We start from the raw sequence: 19,869 nt of genomic DNA on the forward strand, positions 1-19,869 counted from the left end.
CTTTCCGTCGCTCCCATATTTTCACGGCCACAGCAGGCCGTCCATCTCTTCTCTATCAGAATAATCCATCCTCCTGGGGGAATGTCAAGAGGATTTTGCATCTCTCGTCAGAAAGCAGCAGGCGCGGGAACCGCAACGGTTCCCGCGCCTGCTGCTTTCTGTTTTTTCAGCGCTCGGCCAGGCTCTTGTACTCCTGCCGGTGTCCCACGTACTGGTAGGCGGGACGGATAATCTTGCCCATATTGATGAGCTCCTCAATGCGGTGGGCGCTCCAGCCCGCTACACGGGCCAGGGCAAAGATGGGGGTATACAGCTCCAGAGGCAGGTCCAGCATATGGTAGACAAAGCCAGAGTAGAAGTCCACATTGGCGGACACGCCCTTGTAAATCTTCCGCTCGCCGGCAATCACCTCGGGACCCAGGCGCTCCACCAGGGAGTAGAGCTCGTACTCCTCGGTGCGCCCCTTCTCCCGGGACAGCCGCTCCACAAAGGACCGCAGGATATTGGCCCGGGGGTCGGACAGAGAGTAGACCGCGTGGCCCATGCCGTAGATGAGGCCCGCTTTGTCAAAGGCCTTCCGGTCCAGCAGGTCCTGGAGATAGGCCTTCACCTCGTCCTCATCCTTCCAGTCCCGGATATGCTCCTTCATATCCTCAAACATACGGATGACTTTGATGTTGGCGCCGCCGTGCTTGGGACCCTTCAGGGAGGCCAGGGCCGCCGCCATGCAGGAGTATGTATCCGTGCCGGAGGAGGTGACCACGTGGGTGGTGAAGGTGGAGTTGTTGCCGCCGCCGTGCTCAGCATGGAGGGTGAGGCACACATCCAGCACATGGGCCTCCCAGAAGGAATAGGATGCATCGGGCCGCAGCAGGGCCAGAATATTCTCCGCCATGGACAGCTCCGCCCGGGGAGCATGGATATAGAGGCTGTTCCCCTCTTTGTAGTTGTAGGCATGGTAGCCATATACCGCCAGCAGCGGGAACACGGCGATCATCTGGAGACACTGTCGCATCACGTTGGGCAGAGAGGTGTCATCTGCGCGGTCATCATAGGCGGCCAGATTGAGCACGCTGCGCGCCAGGGAGTTCATAATATCCCTGCTGGGGGCCTTGAGAATCACATCCCGGACAAAGTTGGTGGGCAGAGTGCGGTAATAAGAGAGCTGACCGCGGAAGTCGGCCAGCTCGTCGGCGTTGGGCAGTCGGCCCACCAAAAGCAGATAGGCGGTCTCCTCAAAGCCGAACCGCTTCTCCTTCAAAGCTCCGCTGACCAACTGCTCCACGTTAATGCCCCGATAGTAGAGCTCGCCGTCACAGGGCACTTCCCTGCCGTCCACCAGTTTTTTAGCCACAATCTCTGATATCTCGGTCAGGCCCGCAACGACGCCCTTACCGTTGAGATCGCGCAGTCCCCGCTTCACGTCGTACTTCACATAGTCGTCTGGGGAAATACTGCTGTTGGCCAGGGCCAGATTGGCCAGCTCGGTTACCTCAGGCGTCACTTCATTGTAATACGGATTGCTTGCCATTGTCAGACCTCCTTCTTCCGGGAAAAGGCCGCCCCCGGGCGGCCTTTTGGTTTTGGTGGATGAAGTAATAGCTTGCTGATTATTATAGCGTGAAATTGTTTCTATTTTATGAATGGATACACAGTGTTTTTGCAAAACCTGGTTTTTCAAACTTATTTTATATGACAGTCCCTGTTTATATATCCAAAATTTCGTAAAAATCGCGCAAAAAAACGTGCCGCTCGCAGGAGCGGCACGTTTTTTTGCTTTATTTCCTGTGTCCGGAACAGCTTACAGGATGTCCTCAGCCACGGAAGCGCCGGCAATGCGGCCAAAGACCACAGCCGCGCTGTAAGCGCCGCTGATCCAGGTGACTTCGCCGGCGGCATACAGGCCGGGCACCACGGTGCCGTCCTCGTAGAGGACCTGGGCACGCTCGTCGGCGGTGACACCGCCCTTGGTCATGTGGTTGGCAGTCTGGACCTTGGCACCATAGTAGGGGCCCTCAGCGTCGAAGGGACGGGCGCCCTCGGGCAGATTGGCATTGTACTCCTCCACAGAGGCCTTCAGACCCTCAGCGTCGATGCCCAGCTTCTCAGCCAGCTCCTCCAGGGTCTCGCCCTGCTGATAGTAGCCGGCGGCCACGTGCTTGCGGGTACGGTAGTTGTCCTCATACAGGGTGCGGTCAGCCAGGTAGAAGGCGGCGCCGTCGGGCTGAGCCAGGATGGCAGTACCCAGCTCCAGACCGGAGGTAGAGGCCTCGTCGATGAAGCGGGAGCCGTCCTTGTTCACCAGCAGGAAGCCGGAGCCGCCGCCGGTCAGATCCCGGCGGGGATTGAGGATGTAGGAGAAAACGGACATCTTGCCCATGTTCTCCAGGCCAAAGCCGTTCTTCTCAAACACGGGGATGAAGTCGCCGGTGGTACCCATGGAGTTGGAGGTCTCCAGCACCTCATGGCCGGGGGCGTACTTGGCCAGCAGCTCCTTGTTGTTGCAGAAGCCGCCGGTGGCCACCACCACAGCGTCAGCGGTGATATTGTAGGTGCCGCCCTTGGTCTCCACCACAACGCCGGTGCACACGCCGTCCTCCATGATGAGGTCGGTGCCCTTGTTCTCCAGGCGGATGTCAACGCCCAGCTCATAGGCTTCCTTCTCCAGACCGGTCTGGATGTGGTCGCCGGCGTAGACATCGCTCTCGGCCATGTGGTTGGTGCCGCCGTTGGACTGGTTCAGGAGAATGTCCATGTCGCGCAGCCAGGCGTCCAGGGTCCACTCGCCCTCAGCCCAGGCCTGGAGGCGCTCAGGGGTGTTGCCGGCGTCCTTCTTCTCCTCGATGAACTGCTCCACAGTGTACTCAATGCCGGCCTTCTGCTGGGCCTTGGAGTTGATGAGGTCGAAGAAGTTCATATCAAACTTGCCGTTGCCGGACAGGATGCCCAGCTTCTCAATGAGGATCACGTCCTCCACGCCGTTCTGCTTGGCAGAGATGGCGGCGGCGAGGCCGGCAGGGCCGCCGCCCACAACCACCAGCTGTGCAGTGGTATCCTCAGGCGCAGCGGGGGTCTCGGCGCTGGCAGTGGTCATGGTGATTTCGCCGAAATCCTGGCCGTACTGGCTGGCGGCGTCAGCCACGGCAGACTTCACAGCATAGGAGGTAAAGGTGGCGCTGGAGACGCTGTCCACCACGGGGCTCTGGGCCTCCAGAATGCGGTCCTTCAGAATGGGGAACGCCCGGTTCACCACAGGATCGGTCTCATGGTGGTCCAGCAGGCGCAGGTCGGTCATCTGTCCGTCCTCTACGGTTACCAGGACAGAGACCTCACCGCCGTAGCCGGTACCCTTGCCCTCGTAGACGCCGCTGACCGCAGCAGTCTGCACAGGCTCGCTGGACTGGGGCTGGCTGGCAGAGGGCGTGGCAGAGGGACTTTCCGCAGCGGGAGTGTTGGAGCAGGCCGTCGTCAGGAGCAGGGCGCCAGCCGCAACCAGACTTAGTACACGTTTGCTTTTCTTCATTTCATGCATTCCTTTCCAATATTCGCGTTTCTTCTGTGCTGATTTTGGCTCTCTTCCACTTTTCCCGCGTGGAAGCGCCTTTGCAGCATATTGTTAATTATATATCATTTATTTAAGTTGTCAACTGTTGCGGGATTTGAGTCCTGCCGCTTTCCCGTTATAATGCACAAATTCCGCATGTCCTCTGTTGGAGGACATGCGGAATCATTTTTCTCAAAACAGATCGTGCTTTTTCAGAATCAACGCCACTACAGCGATGACAGCTACGGCCAGAATCAGCGGAATCCACCAGAACTGATCCAGCGGCAGGCCGGCGGTAATATTCATGCCGTAGAAGCCAAAGATAATATTTGGCACTGTGAGCAGTACGGTGATGGAGGTCAGCACCTTCATGATCACGTTCAGGTTGTTGGAGATGACTGAAGCAAAGGCGTCCATCATACCGGAGATGATAGAGGAGTAGATATTGGCCATCTCGATGGCCTGGCGCACCTCAATGAGCACGTCCTCCAGCAGATCGTGGTCCTCCTCATAGAGGGTGATAATACGGCCACGGAGAATTTTCTCCAGAGTGACCTCATTTGCCTTCAGGGAGGTGTTGAAGTACACCAGAGACTTCTCCAGGTCCAACAGCTGGATGAGCTCCTTGTTCCGCTGGGACTTGTAGAGATGGCGCTCCATATAGTTGTAGATCTTATCGATTTGCTTCAGGTATTGCAGGAATCGTTTGGCCACCTGGAGCAGCATGTAGAGGATGAAGCGGGTTCGCTTCTGGGTTTCAGCATTCTTCACCAGCCCATCCTGAAAATCTCTTACAATCGAGGATTCCTTTAGGCAGACGGTAATGATGTGCTTTTCCGTCACGATGATACCCAGAGGAATGGTAGAGTAGACCACCGCGTCGTCCTTCTCCACGGCGGGCACGTCAATGATGATCAGGGTCTGGTCGTCCTCCGTGTCAATACGGGAGGTCTCCTCTTCATCCAGGGCGGCCCGCAGAAAGCCGGGGTCTACATTCAGCGTCTCCGATACAGTATTCAGTTCATCCTCCGTAGGATAGGTCAGGTTAATCCAACATCCGTCCTGGATGGTATCCAGCCGGGTCATCTTCTTGTCAATCGTCTTATGGATGGAGAGCATTTTCATCACGTCTTTCCGACGCGCCGGGGACAGGCAGAATCGGTCTCCGCACCGCAGCGTCCATAATATGGAAGTCTGCCCGTGGCCCGGCAGAATTATCCGGGCATGGGCCGCCTTTTCGGCGCCGGCAGCAGCCGCTCCCGTACCTGCCGGGAAAGGTCCGCGCGTCCTTTTTTGGTCCGCCGCGGCAAACGCCCTGTCATACCCTCATCCAAACCCCGCGATGATACGGACCTTGGATGAGTGCGCGACGCGCTCCGCCGGCGGCGTGGGCGCCGCAGACATATAGGGCGGGCAATCTCCGCCTTTCAGCCTTTATGCGCCGTGCTGTTTGTATTTCTGTTCCATGTTCGACTCAGGGGGTCGCTGCTCACGGCGCATATCACTCCTTCTCCATTCAAATTTCCTGGGCGCCGCCCTCCAGAGAGGTCCGGCAGATGTTCCCTGCCAATCAACCATATAACGGCTGATTCAGCAGACATTATTATAAGCCTCTTTTTTCTGGAATGCAACCCGGGAAGCCCCAGGTTATCATCCCATCCAGAAAAAACACGCCGGCCTGCCTTCAGGCAGACCGGCGCGCAGTCTCACAGTGTTATTTCCCCCGGTTGAAGATCTTGAAGATATCGTTGAAGGGGTCATCTTCAATCTTGGAGTCCGCCTCCGTCATGGGCTCAAGGGTCTTGGGCGCCTGCGTGCCGGCAGCAGCTGCGGGCGCCTTCTGCTCCCCGCCTCTGGAGAAAGGCGTAGCGGAGATCTTGCTCTCCACCTCCTCAAAGCCGGTAGCAATGACGGTGACGCGGATCTCATCGTCCAGGGAATCGTCAAAGGCTGCGCCGAAGATGATGTTGGCCTCCTCGTGGGCAGCCTCCTGCACCAGGTTGGCGGCGGTCTCCACCTCTTCCAGGCCGATGTCCATGGAGCCGGTCACGTTGACCAGGACGCCCTTGGCGCCGTTGATGGAGGTCTCCAGCAGAGGGCTGGAAATGGCCATCTTAGCGGCCTCTTCCGCCTTGTTCTTGCCGGCAGCCCGACCCACGCCCATGTGAGCCATGCCCGCGTTCTGCATGACCGCAGTCACATCGGCAAAGTCCAGGTTGATGAAGCCGGTGTTGCTGATGAGGTCGGAGATGGACTGCACAGCCTGGCGGAGCACATCGTCGGCGATCTCGAAGGCGTTGGCAAAGGTGATTTTCTGGTCGGTAGCATACTTAAGGCGCTCGTTGGGGATGATGACCAGGCTGTCCACCCGGGTGCGCAGCTCCTCAATGCCCTTCTCCGCCTGCATCATCCGGCGGCGGCCCTCAAACTTAAAGGGCTTCGTGACCACGCCCACGGTGAGGATGCCCATCTCCTTGGCAATATCCGCCACGATGGGGGCCGCGCCGGTGCCGGTGCCGCCGCCCATACCGGCGGTAATAAAGACCATGTCCGCGTCCTCCAGGGCCTTGGAGATCTGGCTGCGGCTCTCCTCAGCGGACTTGCGGCCCACCTCGGGATCGCTGCCCGCGCCCTGACCGCCGGTGAGCTTCTCGCCGATCTGAATCTTATAGGTAGCGCTGGACACGGTAAGCGCCTGCTTATCCGTGTTGACTGCGATAAAATCCACGCCCTTCATCCCGGACTTTACCATCCGGTTGACCACGTTGTTGCCGCCGCCGCCGACACCGATGACCTTAATGGTGACTACCGTATCGGGACCGCTGTCCAATCCAAAAGGCATAACTGCTCCTCCTATGTAAAAGAAGTGAAAACTCTCTTTTTATGCAAATTATGGAAGCTCATTTTCCGAGCCCTGACTATTATTTATGTCTTGTTCTATTCTAGCCTTCTTTTGGCGCGAGGTCAATAGTTCCCGCCGGATTTCCGCAAAGTTTTGGAACATGCGGGTGCCGAAAACCACCACCGCCGCAAGATATAGGGGCAGTCCCAGCTTGTCCCCCAGCCATGCCAGGAACACGGCGATGATGGCATTGCCGAAGAACCCGGACAGAAAGATAGACAGCTTAAAGGTCTTTTTAATGCGGGCATTCATGCCGCCCAGGGCAGAATCCAGAGCAGCCAGCAGCCCGGTGGCCACATAGAGACTGTACTGGCTGGGCACATGCCAGGGCAGGAAGCAGCCGATGACAAGTCCCACAATCAGGCCGGCCAGCTCAATCATCCCACAGCGCCCCCTTCCGTGCCCTCGCTCTGGGCGGTGGAGGGCTTGGCATACTGGAAGTCAATGACCCCGTTGTAGGCGGGCACGGTGAGCATCTCGCTGGGCGTCACCTTCACCTCAATCTTCCACTGCCCCAGCACGTCCACCACGCCGTTGCGCATGGTGAGGGCGGAGTAGAGGGTATCGGGGTCGCCGATGGCATTGAACACAAAGGGAGCGGTGTACCGCCGGCCATTGACGATGACCACTGAACCGGCGCAGCGGATCTCGGTGGTAGCCATAATCCGCTCCCCATTGAGGGAGATAGCCTCCGCGCCCGCGTCCCGCAGTTCGTTGAGTACCGAGAGCAGGTCGTTGTCGTGAATAAGGTAGTCGGCCTCGTCGCCGGTGACGTTGGCTGCGCTGGAGTCCTGCAGGCTCACCATTACGCCGGGGCCCACAACTTCCACCAGTCCTGCCTCCATTTCCAGTTTGTCCACCTCAGCCCGCAGGGCCTCGCTCTCTCCGCTGCCTGAGGCCGCCTCGTCCCGGTAAGTCTGGAGCTCAGCCTGCACCTGCTCCAGCTGTGCCCTGGTGGTTTCCAGGCTGTCCACGGTCTCGTTGTAGAGCTGCTGGAGGGTCTCCAGCCGACCGGTATTGGTGGCATCCGCTGCGGTGTTCACCTTTACGCTGCGCAGCTGCACGGCCAGCAGGATGCCCAACAGCGCGCACACGCCTCCAATGGCCAGCTCACCCCAGTTCTTCTTGCGTTTGGTCCGTTCCATCTGTTCTCCTTCCTCCCGCCAGAGCGCTCAGCCCAGCATGGACGCATAGGGGATAAAATGGGGCTCGTCCAGAGTCAGGTCGATGACGCCCCGATCAGTCTCCTCCAAGGCCCCGATGGCCGCTTCCAGAATCTTGGCCGCCTGATTGAAGTCGGTGTTCATTGGGATCTTCACCGTAAACCTGCCGCCGTAGCCCATTTTAATAAAGTTGATGGCAGTCAGGTCAAAGCTCTCAGCCTGATCCGTCATTCCCCGGGCGGCCAGAGCTGCAAAAAGCTTCTCCAGGCTGGAGAGCTTGTTGCTCTCCCCCTCGGCCACCTTCAGCCGTTCGCCCACCACAGGGCTGTCCGGCGTCAGGCCGGTGAGGGGCGGGAATTCCGCCGCCCGTGCCTCGTCCGCCCGCTCCAGAATCTTGCCCTTTGTATCAATAATCCACCAGGCGTCGCTGCCCTGGATGGCCGCCGCAGGCACGCATTCAGTCACGTTGATCACCAGTGTGTCAGGCAGGCGGCGGGAGACCGAGATCTCATCCACATAGGGCAGCCGGGAGATAATTTGCCGCATCACCTTGAACTTATTGACGGCAAAGAGGTTGTCCCCCCGCTCTACCTCAGCGGCGCCGATAATCTGCTCCGCCGTATAGGCTGACTGGCCGTTGACCTCAATGTTTTCCACCCGGAAAAACACCGCGCAGCCCGCCACAATCGCCGCTATAATCACAGCAGCGGACAGCACTTTATAGAGGAAGCCGAAGCGTCCTCTGTTTCGCCGCTTGCGCTTGTTCCGTCTCGCCGCCATTTTCCTGCTCCTCTGCCGCCGCCGGGCGAGGCCCGGCGGCTTGTTTTCTTTTCAGTATACCGAAAATAATCAAATCGTTTGTGAGGAAATTCTTAATTTTCTCTTATATGGCCGTCTCCCGGCGGATAATATCCGCCCCAAGGCTGCGCAGGCCCCCGTCCAGATCCTGATAGCCCCGGTCCATGTGTTGAAGGCCGGAGATGGTACTCCGTCCCTCCGCGCCCAGGGCGGCCACTACCAGAGCCGCGCCGCCCCGCAGGTCGGAGGCGTGAACCGCCGCGGCCTTCAGCCGCTCCACGCCGAACACCACAGCCACCCTTCCCTCCACCCGGATGCGGGCCCCCATGCGGGAGAGCTCATCCACATGCCGGTACCGGCTCTCAAAGATATTCTCCACAAAGACCGAAGTGCCCGCCGCCGTGGCGAGGGCCGCCATCAGCGGGGCTTGGGCGTCAGTGGGAAAGCCGGGATAAGGCGCAGTGCGCACCGGGCTCACGCCCCGGAGCGTTTCAGGCCGGGACAGGCAGATCCGGCTGTCATCGCTATGTATCCTGCACCCCGCCTGGCTGAGCACTGCCGTCACCGTGGACAGGTGGCGGCAGTCCGCGCCGGTGACCTCAATCTCCCCTCCAGCGGCAGCCGCCGCCGCCAGATAGGTGGCGGCCACGATTCGGTCGCCCATGACGGTATGCTCCGCCCCATGGAGAGGCAGTCCCCCCCGGATGGTGATCATGGAGCTGCCCGCTCCCCGGACATCCGCCCCCATGGAGCGCAGGAAGGCCTGAAGATCTGCAATCTCCGGCTCCCGGGCTGCGTTGGTGATGGTGGTGATCCCCTGGGCGGCCACTGCCGCCAGCATGGTGTTCTCCGTGGCCCCCACGCTGGGGATGGAGAGTACAATGTCGGCTCCGTTCAAACGCCCGCCGGTGCAGCGCAGGGCGCCGCCGGCCTCGTCCACCGTGCCCCCGAGGGCCCGGATAGAAGCCAGGTGCAGGTCAATGGGCCTGGGCCCCAGCTCACAGCCTCCTGGGGCGGACAGTACCGCCTCGCCCATCCGCCCCAGGATGGCCCCCAGGAAGATGACGGAAGAGCGCATCTCCCGCATCAGGCCGTCGGGCACATCGCACCGGGACAGGCCGGAGGCATCCACCCGCACCGTGTCCCCCTCCCGGTCTGTTTTGCAGCCCAGGTGCTCCAGAATGGCCAGGGAGGCGGTCACATCCGACAATTCGGGGCAGTTACGGATGACGCTCTCCCCTCTGCCCAGGATCGTGGCCGCCAGAATGGGCAGCACGCTGTTTTTCGCGCCGTGAGCGCGGACCGACCCCTCCAGACGCCTGCCGCCCTCCACCAGAAATATACTCATATCCTCCGTCCTCCGCAAAGCTGGTCTTGTTTTCACTCAGGCCATACTATGCGGGGGTTCCCAGGGGCGTTCCCAGGCCAAACAGGACAAAGGACGGCGAAACAGGAAAAAACAGGTCCGTTTTTCTCTATTTCCGGTTCATCAGCTCCACCAGTGTCCGGTAGATGTGCTCGCTGGCGTCGGGTACAGCCATCTCCCGCAGGTTTCGGCTCATGTCCTCCCGGCGGCTGCTGTCGGCCATCAGGCCGGTGAGCAGCTCCAGCAGCACCTCCGGCTTGCCGGAGCACTCCTTCTCAGGCAGCAGCACTGCCGCCCCCCGGTCCGAGAGCACCCTGGCGTTCTTGGTCTGGTGGTCGGCCACCACGTTGGGAGAGGGCACCAGCACCGAGGGCTTGGCGAGGGCGGAAATCTCCGAGATGGTGGAGGCGCCCGCCCGGCAGACCACCAGGTCGGCGGCCGCCATGATGAGCGGCATGTCGTAGATGTACTCCCGCAGCTCCACGCCGGTGTCCTTCAGAATGACGCCCTTCCGGGACAGAGCGTCCTGCATCCGCTGAAAGTCCCGGCCGCCGCCGTGGATGTGGCGGAAGGGCGCGCCCTGAGCGCACTCCCGGGCGATAACGTCCACCATCAGGTCGTTCATCACCGCCGCGCCCAGAGAGCCGAAGAAGGACAGCAGCAGGGGCCGGTTGTCGGCAATGCCCAGCTTCTCCCGTGCCTCCTTCTTGGTGTACCGAAAGAAGTCGCCCCGGACGGGCGTGCCCGTTACCACCACCTTCTCCGGGTGCTCGTAGTGGCTGCGGCTCTCCTCAAAGCCCACCATCACCACGTCCACCACCTTGGACAGGGCCTTGGTGGTCAGACCGGGAACCGCGTTGGACTCGTGGACCGCGGTGGGAATTTTCCGCCTGGCGGCGGCATTGACTACCGGGTAGGATGCGTAGCCGCCGGTACCCACCACCAGGTCGGGCTTGAAATCGTCCAGAATGGCGTTGGCCTGCTTCCGGGAGCGGTTCATGTTGAAGAGGGTCTTCAGATTGTGGCCCACTGCCGCGGGGGTCAGAGACCGCTGGAAGTTGGTGATGGTCACCGTGCGGATGTCATACCCCTCCTTGGGCACCAGACGGGTCTCCATGCCCCCATCCGCCCCCACGAAGAGGATGCGGCAGCCGGGATTCCGCTCCTGAAAGAGCCGGGCCAGCGCCACCGCCGGATTGATATGTCCCGCGGTCCCGCCGCAGGTAAAGAGAATGTTCATCAATGCCTCACTCCAAACGTCTCAGCCTGTAAGATATGCTTACCCCTGTCTGGGGGCCGGTATCTGTCGCGATACCGATAGGACAATTCCCATTTCCACCAATTGTATCACCAGCGCCGTGCCGCCGTAGCTGAAGAAGGGCAGCGAGATGCCGGTTGGGGGGATCAGGTTGGTGACCACGGCGATGTTCAGAAATACCTGCACCGCCACCAGAGTAGTGATGCCCACCACCAGCAGCGCGCCGAACCGATCCCGGGCGTGGAGGGCGATCCAGTAGCCCCGGATGACCAGCAGGGCGAAGAGAATGATGATGATGGCCGCGCCGATGTAGCCCAGCTCCTCGCAGGTGATGGAGAACACGTAATCATTCTCCGGCTCGGGCAGGTAGTTGAACTTCTGCCTGGAGTTGCCCAGGCCCACCCCCAGCAGTCCGCCGGATCCAATGGCGTAGAGAGACTGGATAGTCTGGTAGCCGCCGTTGAGAGGGTCGCTCCAGGGATCCTGCCAGATGGCCAGACGGGCGGCCATGTAGCTGGTCTTGGTCATAATGAACCACAGCCCTGCGGCCACCGCCGCGCCGCCGGCCGCAAACCAGCCCAGTTTGATGCCGCCGGCAAAGAGCACCGCCGCGCCGCCCACCAGGATGAGGATGGTGCCCGACATATGGGGCTCCATCAGCATCAGGCCGGCCACTGCTCCCAGGATAAGCATATAGGGCACCAGCTCAATGAGGCCAATCCGGTCCAGCAGGTCCAGCAGGCGGCCGGAGGGTTTGCGCAGGTCGTACTTTTTCTTCTTCTCTGTACTTCGCTTGGACAATCGTGAGGCAAAGTAGAGGATGACGCCCAGCTTTGCCACCTCGGAGGGCTGGAAGCTGCCCAGGCCGGGCACCCGAATCCAGCGCTGAGCACCCGTGGTCGCCTTGCCGAAGCCCAGAGGGGTAAAAACCAGAATGAGGCACAGGAAGGCCGCCATCAGGGCAAAGACCGCCATCCAGCGGTAGTGCTGGTAGTTGAGCCTGCTGACCGCGTACATGAGCACAATACCCAGTACACCGAACAAAGCCTGGCGGACAAAATAATAGGTGGGGTCGTGCTTGGCCACCACGCCGTCGTAATAGGCAGTGGCATAGGAGGCGGAGAACACCATCACCAGCCCGATTCCCGTGAGCATCAGGGTCAGCATCAGGAAGGGCAGATCCATGGGTCCCCGTGCCAGCTGCTCCTCCACGGTGAGATCCCGCTTCATTTTCCGCGCCGTGACAGTCACCTCCCAAAGGTTTCTCCCGCTCTGTCAGTCTTTAGAACGGATAGCGGTTGATAAGGCCGAAGTAGGCCAGCAGGCAGGCTGCCAGCGTAATCAGGGTAAAGACGGCGAAGAGCTTCACCTCGCTCCAGCCGCCCAGCTCCAGGTGGTGGTGCAGGGGGGCCATGCGGAAGATCCGCTTGCCGTGGGTCAGCTTGAAATAGGTCACCTGGATGATGTCGGACAATGTCTCAGCGATGTAGATGATGCCCACCAGAATGAGCAGCAGGGGGATATCCAGGGCAAAGGCCATGCCGCACACCACGCCGCCCAGGAACAGTGAGCCGGTATCACCCATAAATACCTTGGCGGGGTGAAAATTGTAAATCAGGAAGGCGCACAGGCCGCCGAACACAGCTGCGGCAAATACCCCCAGCTCAGCGGCGCCCCACAGGACGGACACGGCCAGGAAGAACAGGGCCACAGGCATCGTCACGCCGGTGGCCAGGCCGTCAATGCCGTCGGTCAGGTTGACGGCGTTGACGGTTCCCACCATGACAAAGGCGGCAAAGACCATGTACAGCCACTCAGGCAGGTCCAGGGTAATGTTGACAAAGGGGATATACAGGTCAAAGCTCAGGTAGCCGAAGTGGCGCAGCAGCAGAGTGAATACAATGGCGGCCGCCAGCTGGAGCAGAAACTTCATCCCGGCGGACAGGCCGTCTCCGTGATGGTACTTTACCTTCATATAGTCATCGAAGAAACCGATGGCGCCGAACACCAGGGCGAACACCAGCACAAACAGGGCGCCGAAAGCTCCGGCGGCAATATCCTGTCCCCCCACGGTGAGTACTGCCGCGGTGATGCCCACAATAAAGGTCAGGCCGCCCATGGTGGGGGTATTCTGCTTGGAATTGTGCCAGGCCGGGCCATATTCCTTCACGCCCTGCCCCGCCTTCAGGCGGCGCAGCAGGGGAATCAGTACCTTACCCGCCAGGAAGGCCACCACAAAGGCCACCAGGAAGCTTACTACATATCTCATCTTTTGAACCTCCCAAACCTCCGCCCGCACACGCCGGGCTTCTCCGGTCCGTTTTCACAAAGTGGTATTTTACCATAAGCCAGCTGGTGTTTTCCACTTAAAAAACAACAAATTTTCCTTCTGTTTTCCGGTTTTCATGGACGGCTGCGGGACTGGCCGTCAAAATAGGCGGCCACCTCCTCCCGCTCGTCCAGGTGGCGGCGCGCGGCGCCGATCTCCTGATAGGTCTCGTGACCTTTGCCCGCCAGCACCACCGTGTCGCCTGGCCTGGCCTCGTCCAAGGCCCGGCGGATAGCCTCCCGCCGGTGGGGCACCACGATGCAGGGAGTACCGCTCCCCTCCATGCCCGCCTGAATATCGGACAAAATGGCCTCCGGGTCCTCGGTGCGGGGATTGTCTGAGGTAAGCACCACCAGGTCAGCCAGCTCCGCCGCAATCCCCCCCATTATGGGGCGCTTGGTCCGGTCCCGGTCACCGCCGCAGCCAAACAGGCAGATAACCCGCCCCGCCGTGAAGTCCCGGACGGTGGTGAGAATATTCTCCAGGGCGTCCGGAGTGTGGGCATAGTCGATAATAACCGTGTACTCGGTTGGCGTGGGCACCACCTCAATGCGGCCCTTGACCCCTTTGGCCTTTGCCAGCGAAGCGCATACTGCCGGCAAAGGCAGTCCCAGGGCCAGACCGCAGGCAATAACGCCCAGGGCGTTATAGATGGTAAACCCGCCGGGGATCGGCAGGCGCACCCGGGCAATGGCTCCGGCGGTCAGAGCCTCAAACTCCACCCGGTCGGGGAACAGGCGGATGTTTTTGGCGGTCACGTCGGCCTGGTCCTTGTTCTCCGAGTAGGTCACCGCCGGACAGGTGACGGCGGTGGCATAGTACCGTCCGGCTTCGTCATCCAGGTTGAGCACCGCTGTACCGGTCTGGCGGAAGAGAAGGCCTTTCACCCGCCGGTACTCCTCCATGGTGCCGTGGAAGTCCAGATGGTCCCGAGTCAGGTTGGTAAAGATGCCGGCTTTAAAGAAGATGCCGTCCACCCGGCGGAGGGCCAGTGCGTGAGAGGACACCTCCATCACCACATGGGTGCAGCCGCTGTCCGCCATGTCCCGCAGCAGCTTCTGCACCTCCCAGGATTCCGGGGTAGTGCGGTGGGCGGGAATGACCTTCTCCCCAATCATGTTCTGGTTGGTGCCGATGAGCCCCACCTTCGTCCCCAGCACCCCCTCCAGCATAGCCTTCAGGAGATAGGTGGTGGTGGTCTTTCCGTTGGTGCCGGTGACGCCGATGACGGTTAGTTTCCCGGCCGGATGACCGAACCAGTTGGCGGACACCGCCGCCAGAGCGGCCCGGGTATCGGCGGCCACAAGCCAGGGCCCCGGCCCGTCGGGGGCCTTATGGCAGATGACCGCCGCCGCCCCCTTCTCCACCGCCTCACGGAGGAAGCGGTGGCCGTCGGTCTTGTAGCCGGTGAGGGCCACAAAGAGCTCCCCCGGCCGGATGGTACGGGTGTCGTAGCTGATCCCTGAAATTTCCACATCCTCGTCCACAGCGCCCCCGAGAAGGGCCACGCCGGACAAAAGCGTCTTCAGTCTCATGCTGTCACCCCTCACTTTTTGCGGCAAAGCCGAAATCTTCGCTTCAGCCCGGTCCGGGGCAAAATCCCGGACCGGGCTGGTTCTCTTGGCAGCCTCCGCCCGCTCAGAAGCCTGCGCCGGCGGTGGTTGCGGTGTTGTCCATGAACTGGACCTCCACCACAGTCCCCCGGTCCACCATGGTGCCGGCGGCAATGGACTGCCCCGCGGCGATGGTACTGGAGGTGTAGTAGTCGGACACGCCTGTGGCCTTCATGTACAGGCCCAGGCTGCTGAGTGTCTGGCGCACCGTCTCGGGTGACTTGCCCGACAGGTTGGGCACCTCCACCTGGTCGGTGGGCTTTGTCTCACCCAGGTAGAGCACCATCTCGCTGCCGCCAGGGATAGACGCGCCCTGGATTGGGATCTGGTCGGTGACAGTCTCGCCGCTGCCCACAGTGCGCACCGTGAGTCCGGCGGCCTCCGCCTTGGCCTTGGCGTCCGCTGCGGACAGGCCCACCACGCTGGGTGCCAGCACGTCGGCGCCCGACAGCTCCTCGGCAGTGTACTGCTTCTCCACGCCCATGTAGTCCAGGATGTTGGCCAGCAGCTCGCCGGCCCGGGTGGCGCCCATGACGCCGCCGCTGATATAGTAGCCGCCGGCGGTGTAGTTGCTGCCGGGGGACACAGGCTTGGGATTGTCAAAGGCGATAAGAACCACCACCTGGGGGTCGTCCGCCGGGGCAAAGCCCAGGAAGGAGACGATGGTGTGGTCGTCCTCCAGGGTCTCGGAGGAACCGGTCTTGCCGCCGATGCGGTAGCCCGCCTGATAGGCGTTCTTGCCGGTGCCTCCGTTGACCACGCCCTCCAGAATGGTGCGGCACTTCTCACTGGTTGCCTCACTGATCACCTGGCGGCGCTCGGTGGGCTCGGTGCTCTGGAGCACATTGCCGTCGGCGTCGGTGATGGACTCCAGCACATATGGCTGCATCAGGTGGCCGCCGTTGATGACGGCGGAGGCGGCGGTGATGAGCTGGATGGGGGTCACGTTGAAACGCTGGCCGAAAGAGGCGGTGGCCAGGGATGCCTCGCCGTAGGGGCCGGTAAAGAAGTCCCGGGACCACACCGTACTGCCGGCCTCACCCTGCATGTCAATGCCTGTCAGCTCCAGAAAGCCGAAATCCTCCAGGTAGTCGTAGAACTTCTCCGCTCCCAGCCGCTGGCCGATGGCGATAAAGGCCGGGTTGCAGGAGTTGGCCACCGCCTTGGCCAGGGTCTGGGTGCCGTGGCCCTTTCGGTCAGAACAACGTATGGTCTCTCCGGCAATAACCACCGATCCGGTGCAGCTGAAGGTGTCGCTCTCGCTGACCACGCCCTCCTCCAGAGCAGCGGCCAGCACCACGGACTTGAAGGTGGAGCCGGGTTCGTAGGTGTCGTTGATGGCCTTGTTGCGCCACTGGAGCAGCTGGGCGCTGCCCAGGGCCTCTTTGTACTCGTCGCTGTCCTCGCCGTAGGTGGCCTTCAGGGTGTCCAGCTCGGCCAGGGTGTCCGGGTCGGTGACCTGGCTGGGGTTGTTCAGGTCATAGGTGGGGGAGTTGGCCCAGGCCAGAATAGCCCCGGTGTTGGGGTCCATGGCGATGGCAAAGCCGCCGTTCTGCACGTCGTACATCTCGATGCCCTTCTCCAGGGCCCGCTCGCAGTAGTACTGGATGGTGGCGTCAATGGTCAGGTTCAGGTTATTGCCGTCGGTGGCGTCGTAGTAGTTCTCATAGCGGGAGAGCATCTCGGTGCCGTTGCCGTTCTTGGCGGTCACCACGCGGCCGGTCTCGCCGGAGAGCACGCTGTCGTAGTAGGCCTCCATACCGTATGCGCCCTCGTTCTCCGCGTTGACAAAGCCGATGACCTGGGCGGCCAGGCTGGAGTGGGGGTAGTACCGCTTGGAGGTAGGGGTGGAGTAGAGGGCGTTGGACAGCCCATACTCCAGTTTGAAGGCCATGACCTGCTCATTCACGTCCTGCTCCACCTTGGCTGCCAGGCGCACATAGGAGGTGTCCTTCTGGAGGCGGAGGAGGATGGTGTCCTTGTCCAGGCCCAAAATCTCTGCGAGGCCGGATGCAACCGCCTCGTCGGTGGGCTCGGGGCCGGGTGCCGTCTTGCTGTCTCCCTTCTGATAGGCCTCTGCCTTTTTCTGATAGTTCTCCTGGACGGTATTCAGATCCCGGGGGGAGACAATGATGTCGTAAGCCGTGGAGCTCAGGGCCAAAGGGGTTCCCTTGCTGTCATAGATGGTGCCCCGGTTGGCCGTCACCGCCACGTCTCTGGTCTGCTGGCTGATAGCCAGCTCCTGGTAGTACTCATGGTTGGTGATTTGAAGGTCGTACAGCCGGACCAGCAGGGGGATGAAAATCACCACGCCAAAAATAGCCATCAGAAAGACGGTCCGCCCCAGAATGGTGCGGTTTCCCCTCCGGTCCGGTTGCTGCTTCTGTTTCTTTTCGCCGTTCATCATATGATCACCTCTGCGCCTGTAAAAACGCGCTGTCTGTCTCTCTTTACGCGGCGGGACCTCTGCGGGCGGGCAATTCCACGCGAAAGCGGGAGCTCCGCCCACTTTCGCACGATTCCCGCCCTGCTTTCTCCGTCTCCGCCGCTGTCCCCCGCTTAAATACCGAGGGCGTAAGAAAAATCCGTTTTTTCTTACGCCCTCTCTGTGTGGGCTGCGGGTGCAACCCTTTTTCTCTTTTCGGGTCTTACAAAACTATATGGGGTGGCTTACTTGAAATATTCCACCACATTGCCCAGGATATCTTTGATACCCTGGAGGGCGCCATTCAGGCCCTGGACCGGGGTCTCCTCCTCGCTGAACAGCACCACGCTGTCCGGCTCGGACAGGTCCAGGTAGAGAATCTGCCCTGCCTGGGGCTTAACCATAGAGCCGTCGGAGGTCACCGCAGTCTCAATGCTGGCCAGGTCAAAGGCCAGCTCGTACTGGGTGCGGAGATAGCTCTCCTGCTCTTCCAGCTCGGACAGGTCGCTCTTCAGGCTGGCGATATCGTCAGACAGGGAGGTAAGCTGGATGGAGCTGAGCAGCACCAGTACGGCAAACACGCCGATGGCCAGGAAGCCCACCACTGCGAAGGGGGAGACGGCCCCCGCCTCCCGCACCCGTGCCTTGGGCCGCACCGCCGCCCGGTCTCTGGGCCGTACCAGAGGACGGGTCCGGGTCTGTTCACCGCCCCGCAGAGAATTTGCCGCCGCGTCAGTGTAGCTCAGATCATAGGCCACGCTGTCATAGGTAGCGCGGGGCGTATTATAGCGTCTTTTTCGGACTGCGGCAGTTGCCATGGGGCGTCCACTCCATTCTTTTGCAGATGCGTATCAGGAAGGCCGGCCCTTCCCGTTCTCTATTATTACAGTTTTTCCGCAATACGCAGCTTGGCGCTGCGGGCGCGGGCGTTTTCGTTGAGTTCTTCCTCGCCGGACACAATGGGCTTTCTGTTCACCAGCCGGATGACCGGCTTCTTCCCGCACACACACACCGGGAAGTCAGGCGGACAGGTACAGCCCTTTGCAAAGGCAGCGAAGGCGTTTTTGACGATCCGGTCCTCCAGTGAGTGGAAGGAGATAATTGCCAGCCGTCCGCCGGGCGCCAGTGCCGGAACCGCCGCCTGGATCAGCTTGTCCACAGCGGAGAGCTCGTCGTTCACTGCGATGCGGATGGCCTGGAAGGACCGCTTGGCCGGGTGCTGCTTCTCCCGCAGGGCGTGGGCTGGCATGGCCGACCGGATGATATCCACCAGCTCAAGGGTGGTCTCAATGGGGGCCTTTTCCCGGGCGCGGACAATGGCCGCCGCGATGGCGGGCGCGTACCGCTCCTCGCCGAACTGGAACAGAATCCGCCGGATCTCCTCCTGGGGCCACTCGTTCACCACCGTTCTGGCGGTGAGGGCCTCGGACTGGTCCATTCTCATGTCCAGGGGGGCGTCGGCCATGTAGGAGAAGCCGCGGCTGGCGTCATCCAGCTGGGGGGAGGACACGCCCAAGTCGGCCAGCACGCCGCTCAGCTTGTCCAGCTTCAGCCTGTTCAGAATATCCGCCAGGTCGCTGAAGTTGCCGTGAACCAGAGTCACCCGGTCCATCAGGCCCTCCAGCCGCCCGGGGGCCGCGTCCAGCGCGGCCTGGTCCCGGTCGATGCAGATGAGCCGCCCCGTGGTCAGCCGCCGGGCAATCTCCCGGGAGTGGCCGGCACGGCCCAGGGTGGCGTCCACATAGGTGCCCGCGGAGTCGATATTCAATCCGTCGATGCACTCCTGAAGCAGCACCGGCTTGTGGGAAAATTCCATCTCACTCATATTACAGCCCCAGTCCCTTGAGGATGGCGTTCATCTTCTCAGGGGTGATCTCCTCCTGCTTCTCCTGCCAGCGCTCGGCGCTCCAGATCTCCGCCCGGTTGTGGACGCCGGTGATGACCGCGTCCTTTTCCAGGCCGGCAAACTTTCGCAGCATGGCCGGGATGACAATCCGGCCCTGGCTGTCCGGCTCACACTTGGCGGCGTTTGCGAACAGGGGGCGCATGGCCACCGACTCCGTCATGGGCAGGGCGGCGAATTTGGCGGTAAAGGTGTCCCAGGTCTCCTGGGGATAGACGGCCAGGCAGCCGTCAATGCCCATGGTGACATAGAGGGTGTCCCCCAGCTCGCGGCGGAGCTGAGCGGGAATGAACAGACGGCCCTTGGCGTCGAGACTGTGCTCGTAAGTGCCGGTGGCGCTCATCATTCCCCTTCACCTCTCCTCCACTTTCCCCCCTCTGGGCTATGGCAGGCTCCATTTTCCCCCACCAGTGTTTTTAGTATAATTGTTATGTAACCAAATTGCAACCCTTTTTTAACTCTTTTTTCCCTGCCAACCCCGGTATTTTCGTGTGAAAACAAGTGATTTCCGCACAAGAAACGTATGTTCGATTATTTTTGTAAAGCAGAACTCCTGACCAATTATCCT

16 protein-coding genes are annotated in these 19,869 nt (G+C 60.9%); all 16 read right to left on the reverse strand.

Annotated elements, in window-relative coordinates:
- Positions 1–166: 166 nt before the first annotated feature.
- Positions 167–1,531 carry a citrate/2-methylcitrate synthase gene (locus Q0K06_RS02635; RefSeq protein WP_294548216.1) on the reverse strand — a complete coding sequence of 455 codons (1,365 nt, stop codon included), beginning with the start codon at positions 1,529–1,531 and terminating at the stop codon, positions 167–169.
- Positions 1,532–1,801: 270 nt separating this feature from the next.
- A complete protein-coding gene (locus Q0K06_RS02640) occupies positions 1,802–3,523 on the reverse strand; it encodes an FAD-binding protein (RefSeq protein WP_294548218.1) in 1,722 nt (573 codons plus the stop codon).
- A gap of 213 nt (positions 3,524–3,736) precedes the next feature.
- Positions 3,737–4,663, reverse strand: coding sequence for a magnesium transporter CorA family protein (locus Q0K06_RS02645; protein WP_294548289.1), 927 nt, complete (start codon positions 4,661–4,663; stop codon positions 3,737–3,739).
- A gap of 595 nt (positions 4,664–5,258) precedes the next feature.
- The gene (gene ftsZ / locus Q0K06_RS02650) at positions 5,259–6,386 is read right to left on the reverse strand and encodes a cell division protein FtsZ (protein WP_294548223.1); all 1,128 of its coding nucleotides are present in this window, start codon (positions 6,384–6,386) and stop codon (positions 5,259–5,261) included.
- Positions 6,387–6,434: 48 nt separating this feature from the next.
- Positions 6,435–6,827, reverse strand: coding sequence for a small basic family protein (locus Q0K06_RS02655; RefSeq protein ID WP_294548226.1), 393 nt, complete (start codon positions 6,825–6,827; stop codon positions 6,435–6,437).
- Positions 6,824–7,591 carry a DUF881 domain-containing protein gene (locus Q0K06_RS02660; RefSeq protein ID WP_294548229.1) on the reverse strand — a complete coding sequence of 256 codons (768 nt, stop codon included), beginning with the start codon at positions 7,589–7,591 and terminating at the stop codon, positions 6,824–6,826. Before Q0K06_RS02660 ends, Q0K06_RS02655 begins: the two co-directional genes overlap by 4 nt.
- Before the next feature lie 27 nt (positions 7,592–7,618).
- Positions 7,619–8,389: an FtsQ-type POTRA domain-containing protein gene (locus Q0K06_RS02665; protein WP_294548231.1), complete on the reverse strand. Its 771-nt coding sequence runs from the start codon at positions 8,387–8,389 to the stop codon at positions 7,619–7,621.
- Positions 8,390–8,492: 103 nt separating this feature from the next.
- Complete coding sequence (murA, locus tag Q0K06_RS02670) at positions 8,493–9,755, reverse strand: UDP-N-acetylglucosamine 1-carboxyvinyltransferase (RefSeq protein WP_294548234.1); 1,263 nt, start codon at positions 9,753–9,755, stop codon at positions 8,493–8,495.
- A gap of 127 nt (positions 9,756–9,882) precedes the next feature.
- Positions 9,883–11,013, reverse strand: a complete 1,131-nt coding sequence (gene murG, locus Q0K06_RS02675) for an undecaprenyldiphospho-muramoylpentapeptide beta-N-acetylglucosaminyltransferase (protein WP_294548237.1) — start codon at positions 11,011–11,013, stop codon at positions 9,883–9,885.
- Positions 11,014–11,052: 39 nt separating this feature from the next.
- On the reverse strand, positions 11,053–12,261 hold the full coding sequence (gene ftsW, locus Q0K06_RS02680; protein ID WP_294548239.1) for a putative lipid II flippase FtsW: 1,209 nt from the start codon (positions 12,259–12,261) through the stop codon (positions 11,053–11,055).
- Positions 12,262–12,313: 52 nt separating this feature from the next.
- A complete protein-coding gene (gene mraY, locus Q0K06_RS02685; protein WP_294548241.1) occupies positions 12,314–13,300 on the reverse strand; it encodes a phospho-N-acetylmuramoyl-pentapeptide-transferase in 987 nt (328 codons plus the stop codon).
- A gap of 134 nt (positions 13,301–13,434) precedes the next feature.
- A complete protein-coding gene (locus tag Q0K06_RS02690) occupies positions 13,435–14,895 on the reverse strand; it encodes a UDP-N-acetylmuramoyl-L-alanyl-D-glutamate--2,6-diaminopimelate ligase (protein WP_294548243.1) in 1,461 nt (486 codons plus the stop codon).
- A 103-nt stretch (positions 14,896–14,998) separates the two neighbouring features.
- Entirely contained in the window at positions 14,999–17,380 is a 2,382-nt protein-coding gene (locus Q0K06_RS02695; RefSeq protein WP_294548245.1) for a penicillin-binding transpeptidase domain-containing protein, read from the reverse strand.
- A gap of 263 nt (positions 17,381–17,643) precedes the next feature.
- Entirely contained in the window at positions 17,644–18,216 is a 573-nt protein-coding gene (locus Q0K06_RS02700) for a hypothetical protein (RefSeq protein ID WP_294548247.1), read from the reverse strand.
- Between the two features lie 65 nt (positions 18,217–18,281).
- Positions 18,282–19,223, reverse strand: a complete 942-nt coding sequence (rsmH, locus tag Q0K06_RS02705; RefSeq protein ID WP_294548249.1) for a 16S rRNA (cytosine(1402)-N(4))-methyltransferase RsmH — start codon at positions 19,221–19,223, stop codon at positions 18,282–18,284.
- 1 nt (position 19,224) lies between these two features.
- The gene (mraZ, locus tag Q0K06_RS02710) at positions 19,225–19,647 is read right to left on the reverse strand and encodes a division/cell wall cluster transcriptional repressor MraZ (RefSeq protein WP_006574889.1); all 423 of its coding nucleotides are present in this window, start codon (positions 19,645–19,647) and stop codon (positions 19,225–19,227) included.
- Positions 19,648–19,869 lie beyond the last annotated feature (222 nt).

Origin of the sequence: uncultured Pseudoflavonifractor sp. (assembly GCF_944387805.1) — a bacterium.
In the GTDB taxonomy this organism is placed as follows: domain Bacteria; phylum Bacillota; class Clostridia; order Oscillospirales; family Oscillospiraceae; genus Pseudoflavonifractor.

Coding starts and splice junctions, on each gene's coding strand:
- Q0K06_RS02635 (WP_294548216.1), bottom strand. CDS start 1,531: ATGGCAAGCAATCCGTATTACAATGAAGTGACGCCTGAGGTAACCGAG.
- Q0K06_RS02640 (WP_294548218.1), bottom strand. CDS start 3,523: ATGAAGAAAAGCAAACGTGTACTAAGTCTGGTTGCGGCTGGCGCCCTG.
- Q0K06_RS02645 (WP_294548289.1), bottom strand. CDS start 4,663: ATGCTCTCCATCCATAAGACGATTGACAAGAAGATGACCCGGCTGGAT.
- ftsZ (WP_294548223.1), bottom strand. CDS start 6,386: ATGCCTTTTGGATTGGACAGCGGTCCCGATACGGTAGTCACCATTAAG.
- Q0K06_RS02655 (WP_294548226.1), bottom strand. CDS start 6,827: ATGATTGAGCTGGCCGGCCTGATTGTGGGACTTGTCATCGGCTGCTTC.
- Q0K06_RS02660 (WP_294548229.1), bottom strand. CDS start 7,591: ATGGAACGGACCAAACGCAAGAAGAACTGGGGTGAGCTGGCCATTGGA.
- Q0K06_RS02665 (WP_294548231.1), bottom strand. CDS start 8,389: ATGGCGGCGAGACGGAACAAGCGCAAGCGGCGAAACAGAGGACGCTTC.
- murA (WP_294548234.1), bottom strand. CDS start 9,755: ATGAGTATATTTCTGGTGGAGGGCGGCAGGCGTCTGGAGGGGTCGGTC.
- murG (WP_294548237.1), bottom strand. CDS start 11,013: ATGAACATTCTCTTTACCTGCGGCGGGACCGCGGGACATATCAATCCG.
- ftsW (WP_294548239.1), bottom strand. CDS start 12,261: ATGAAGCGGGATCTCACCGTGGAGGAGCAGCTGGCACGGGGACCCATG.
- mraY (WP_294548241.1), bottom strand. CDS start 13,300: ATGAGATATGTAGTAAGCTTCCTGGTGGCCTTTGTGGTGGCCTTCCTG.
- Q0K06_RS02690 (WP_294548243.1), bottom strand. CDS start 14,895: ATGAGACTGAAGACGCTTTTGTCCGGCGTGGCCCTTCTCGGGGGCGCT.
- Q0K06_RS02695 (WP_294548245.1), bottom strand. CDS start 17,380: ATGATGAACGGCGAAAAGAAACAGAAGCAGCAACCGGACCGGAGGGGA.
- Q0K06_RS02700 (WP_294548247.1), bottom strand. CDS start 18,216: ATGGCAACTGCCGCAGTCCGAAAAAGACGCTATAATACGCCCCGCGCT.
- rsmH (WP_294548249.1), bottom strand. CDS start 19,223: ATGAGTGAGATGGAATTTTCCCACAAGCCGGTGCTGCTTCAGGAGTGC.
- mraZ (WP_006574889.1), bottom strand. CDS start 19,647: ATGATGAGCGCCACCGGCACTTACGAGCACAGTCTCGACGCCAAGGGC.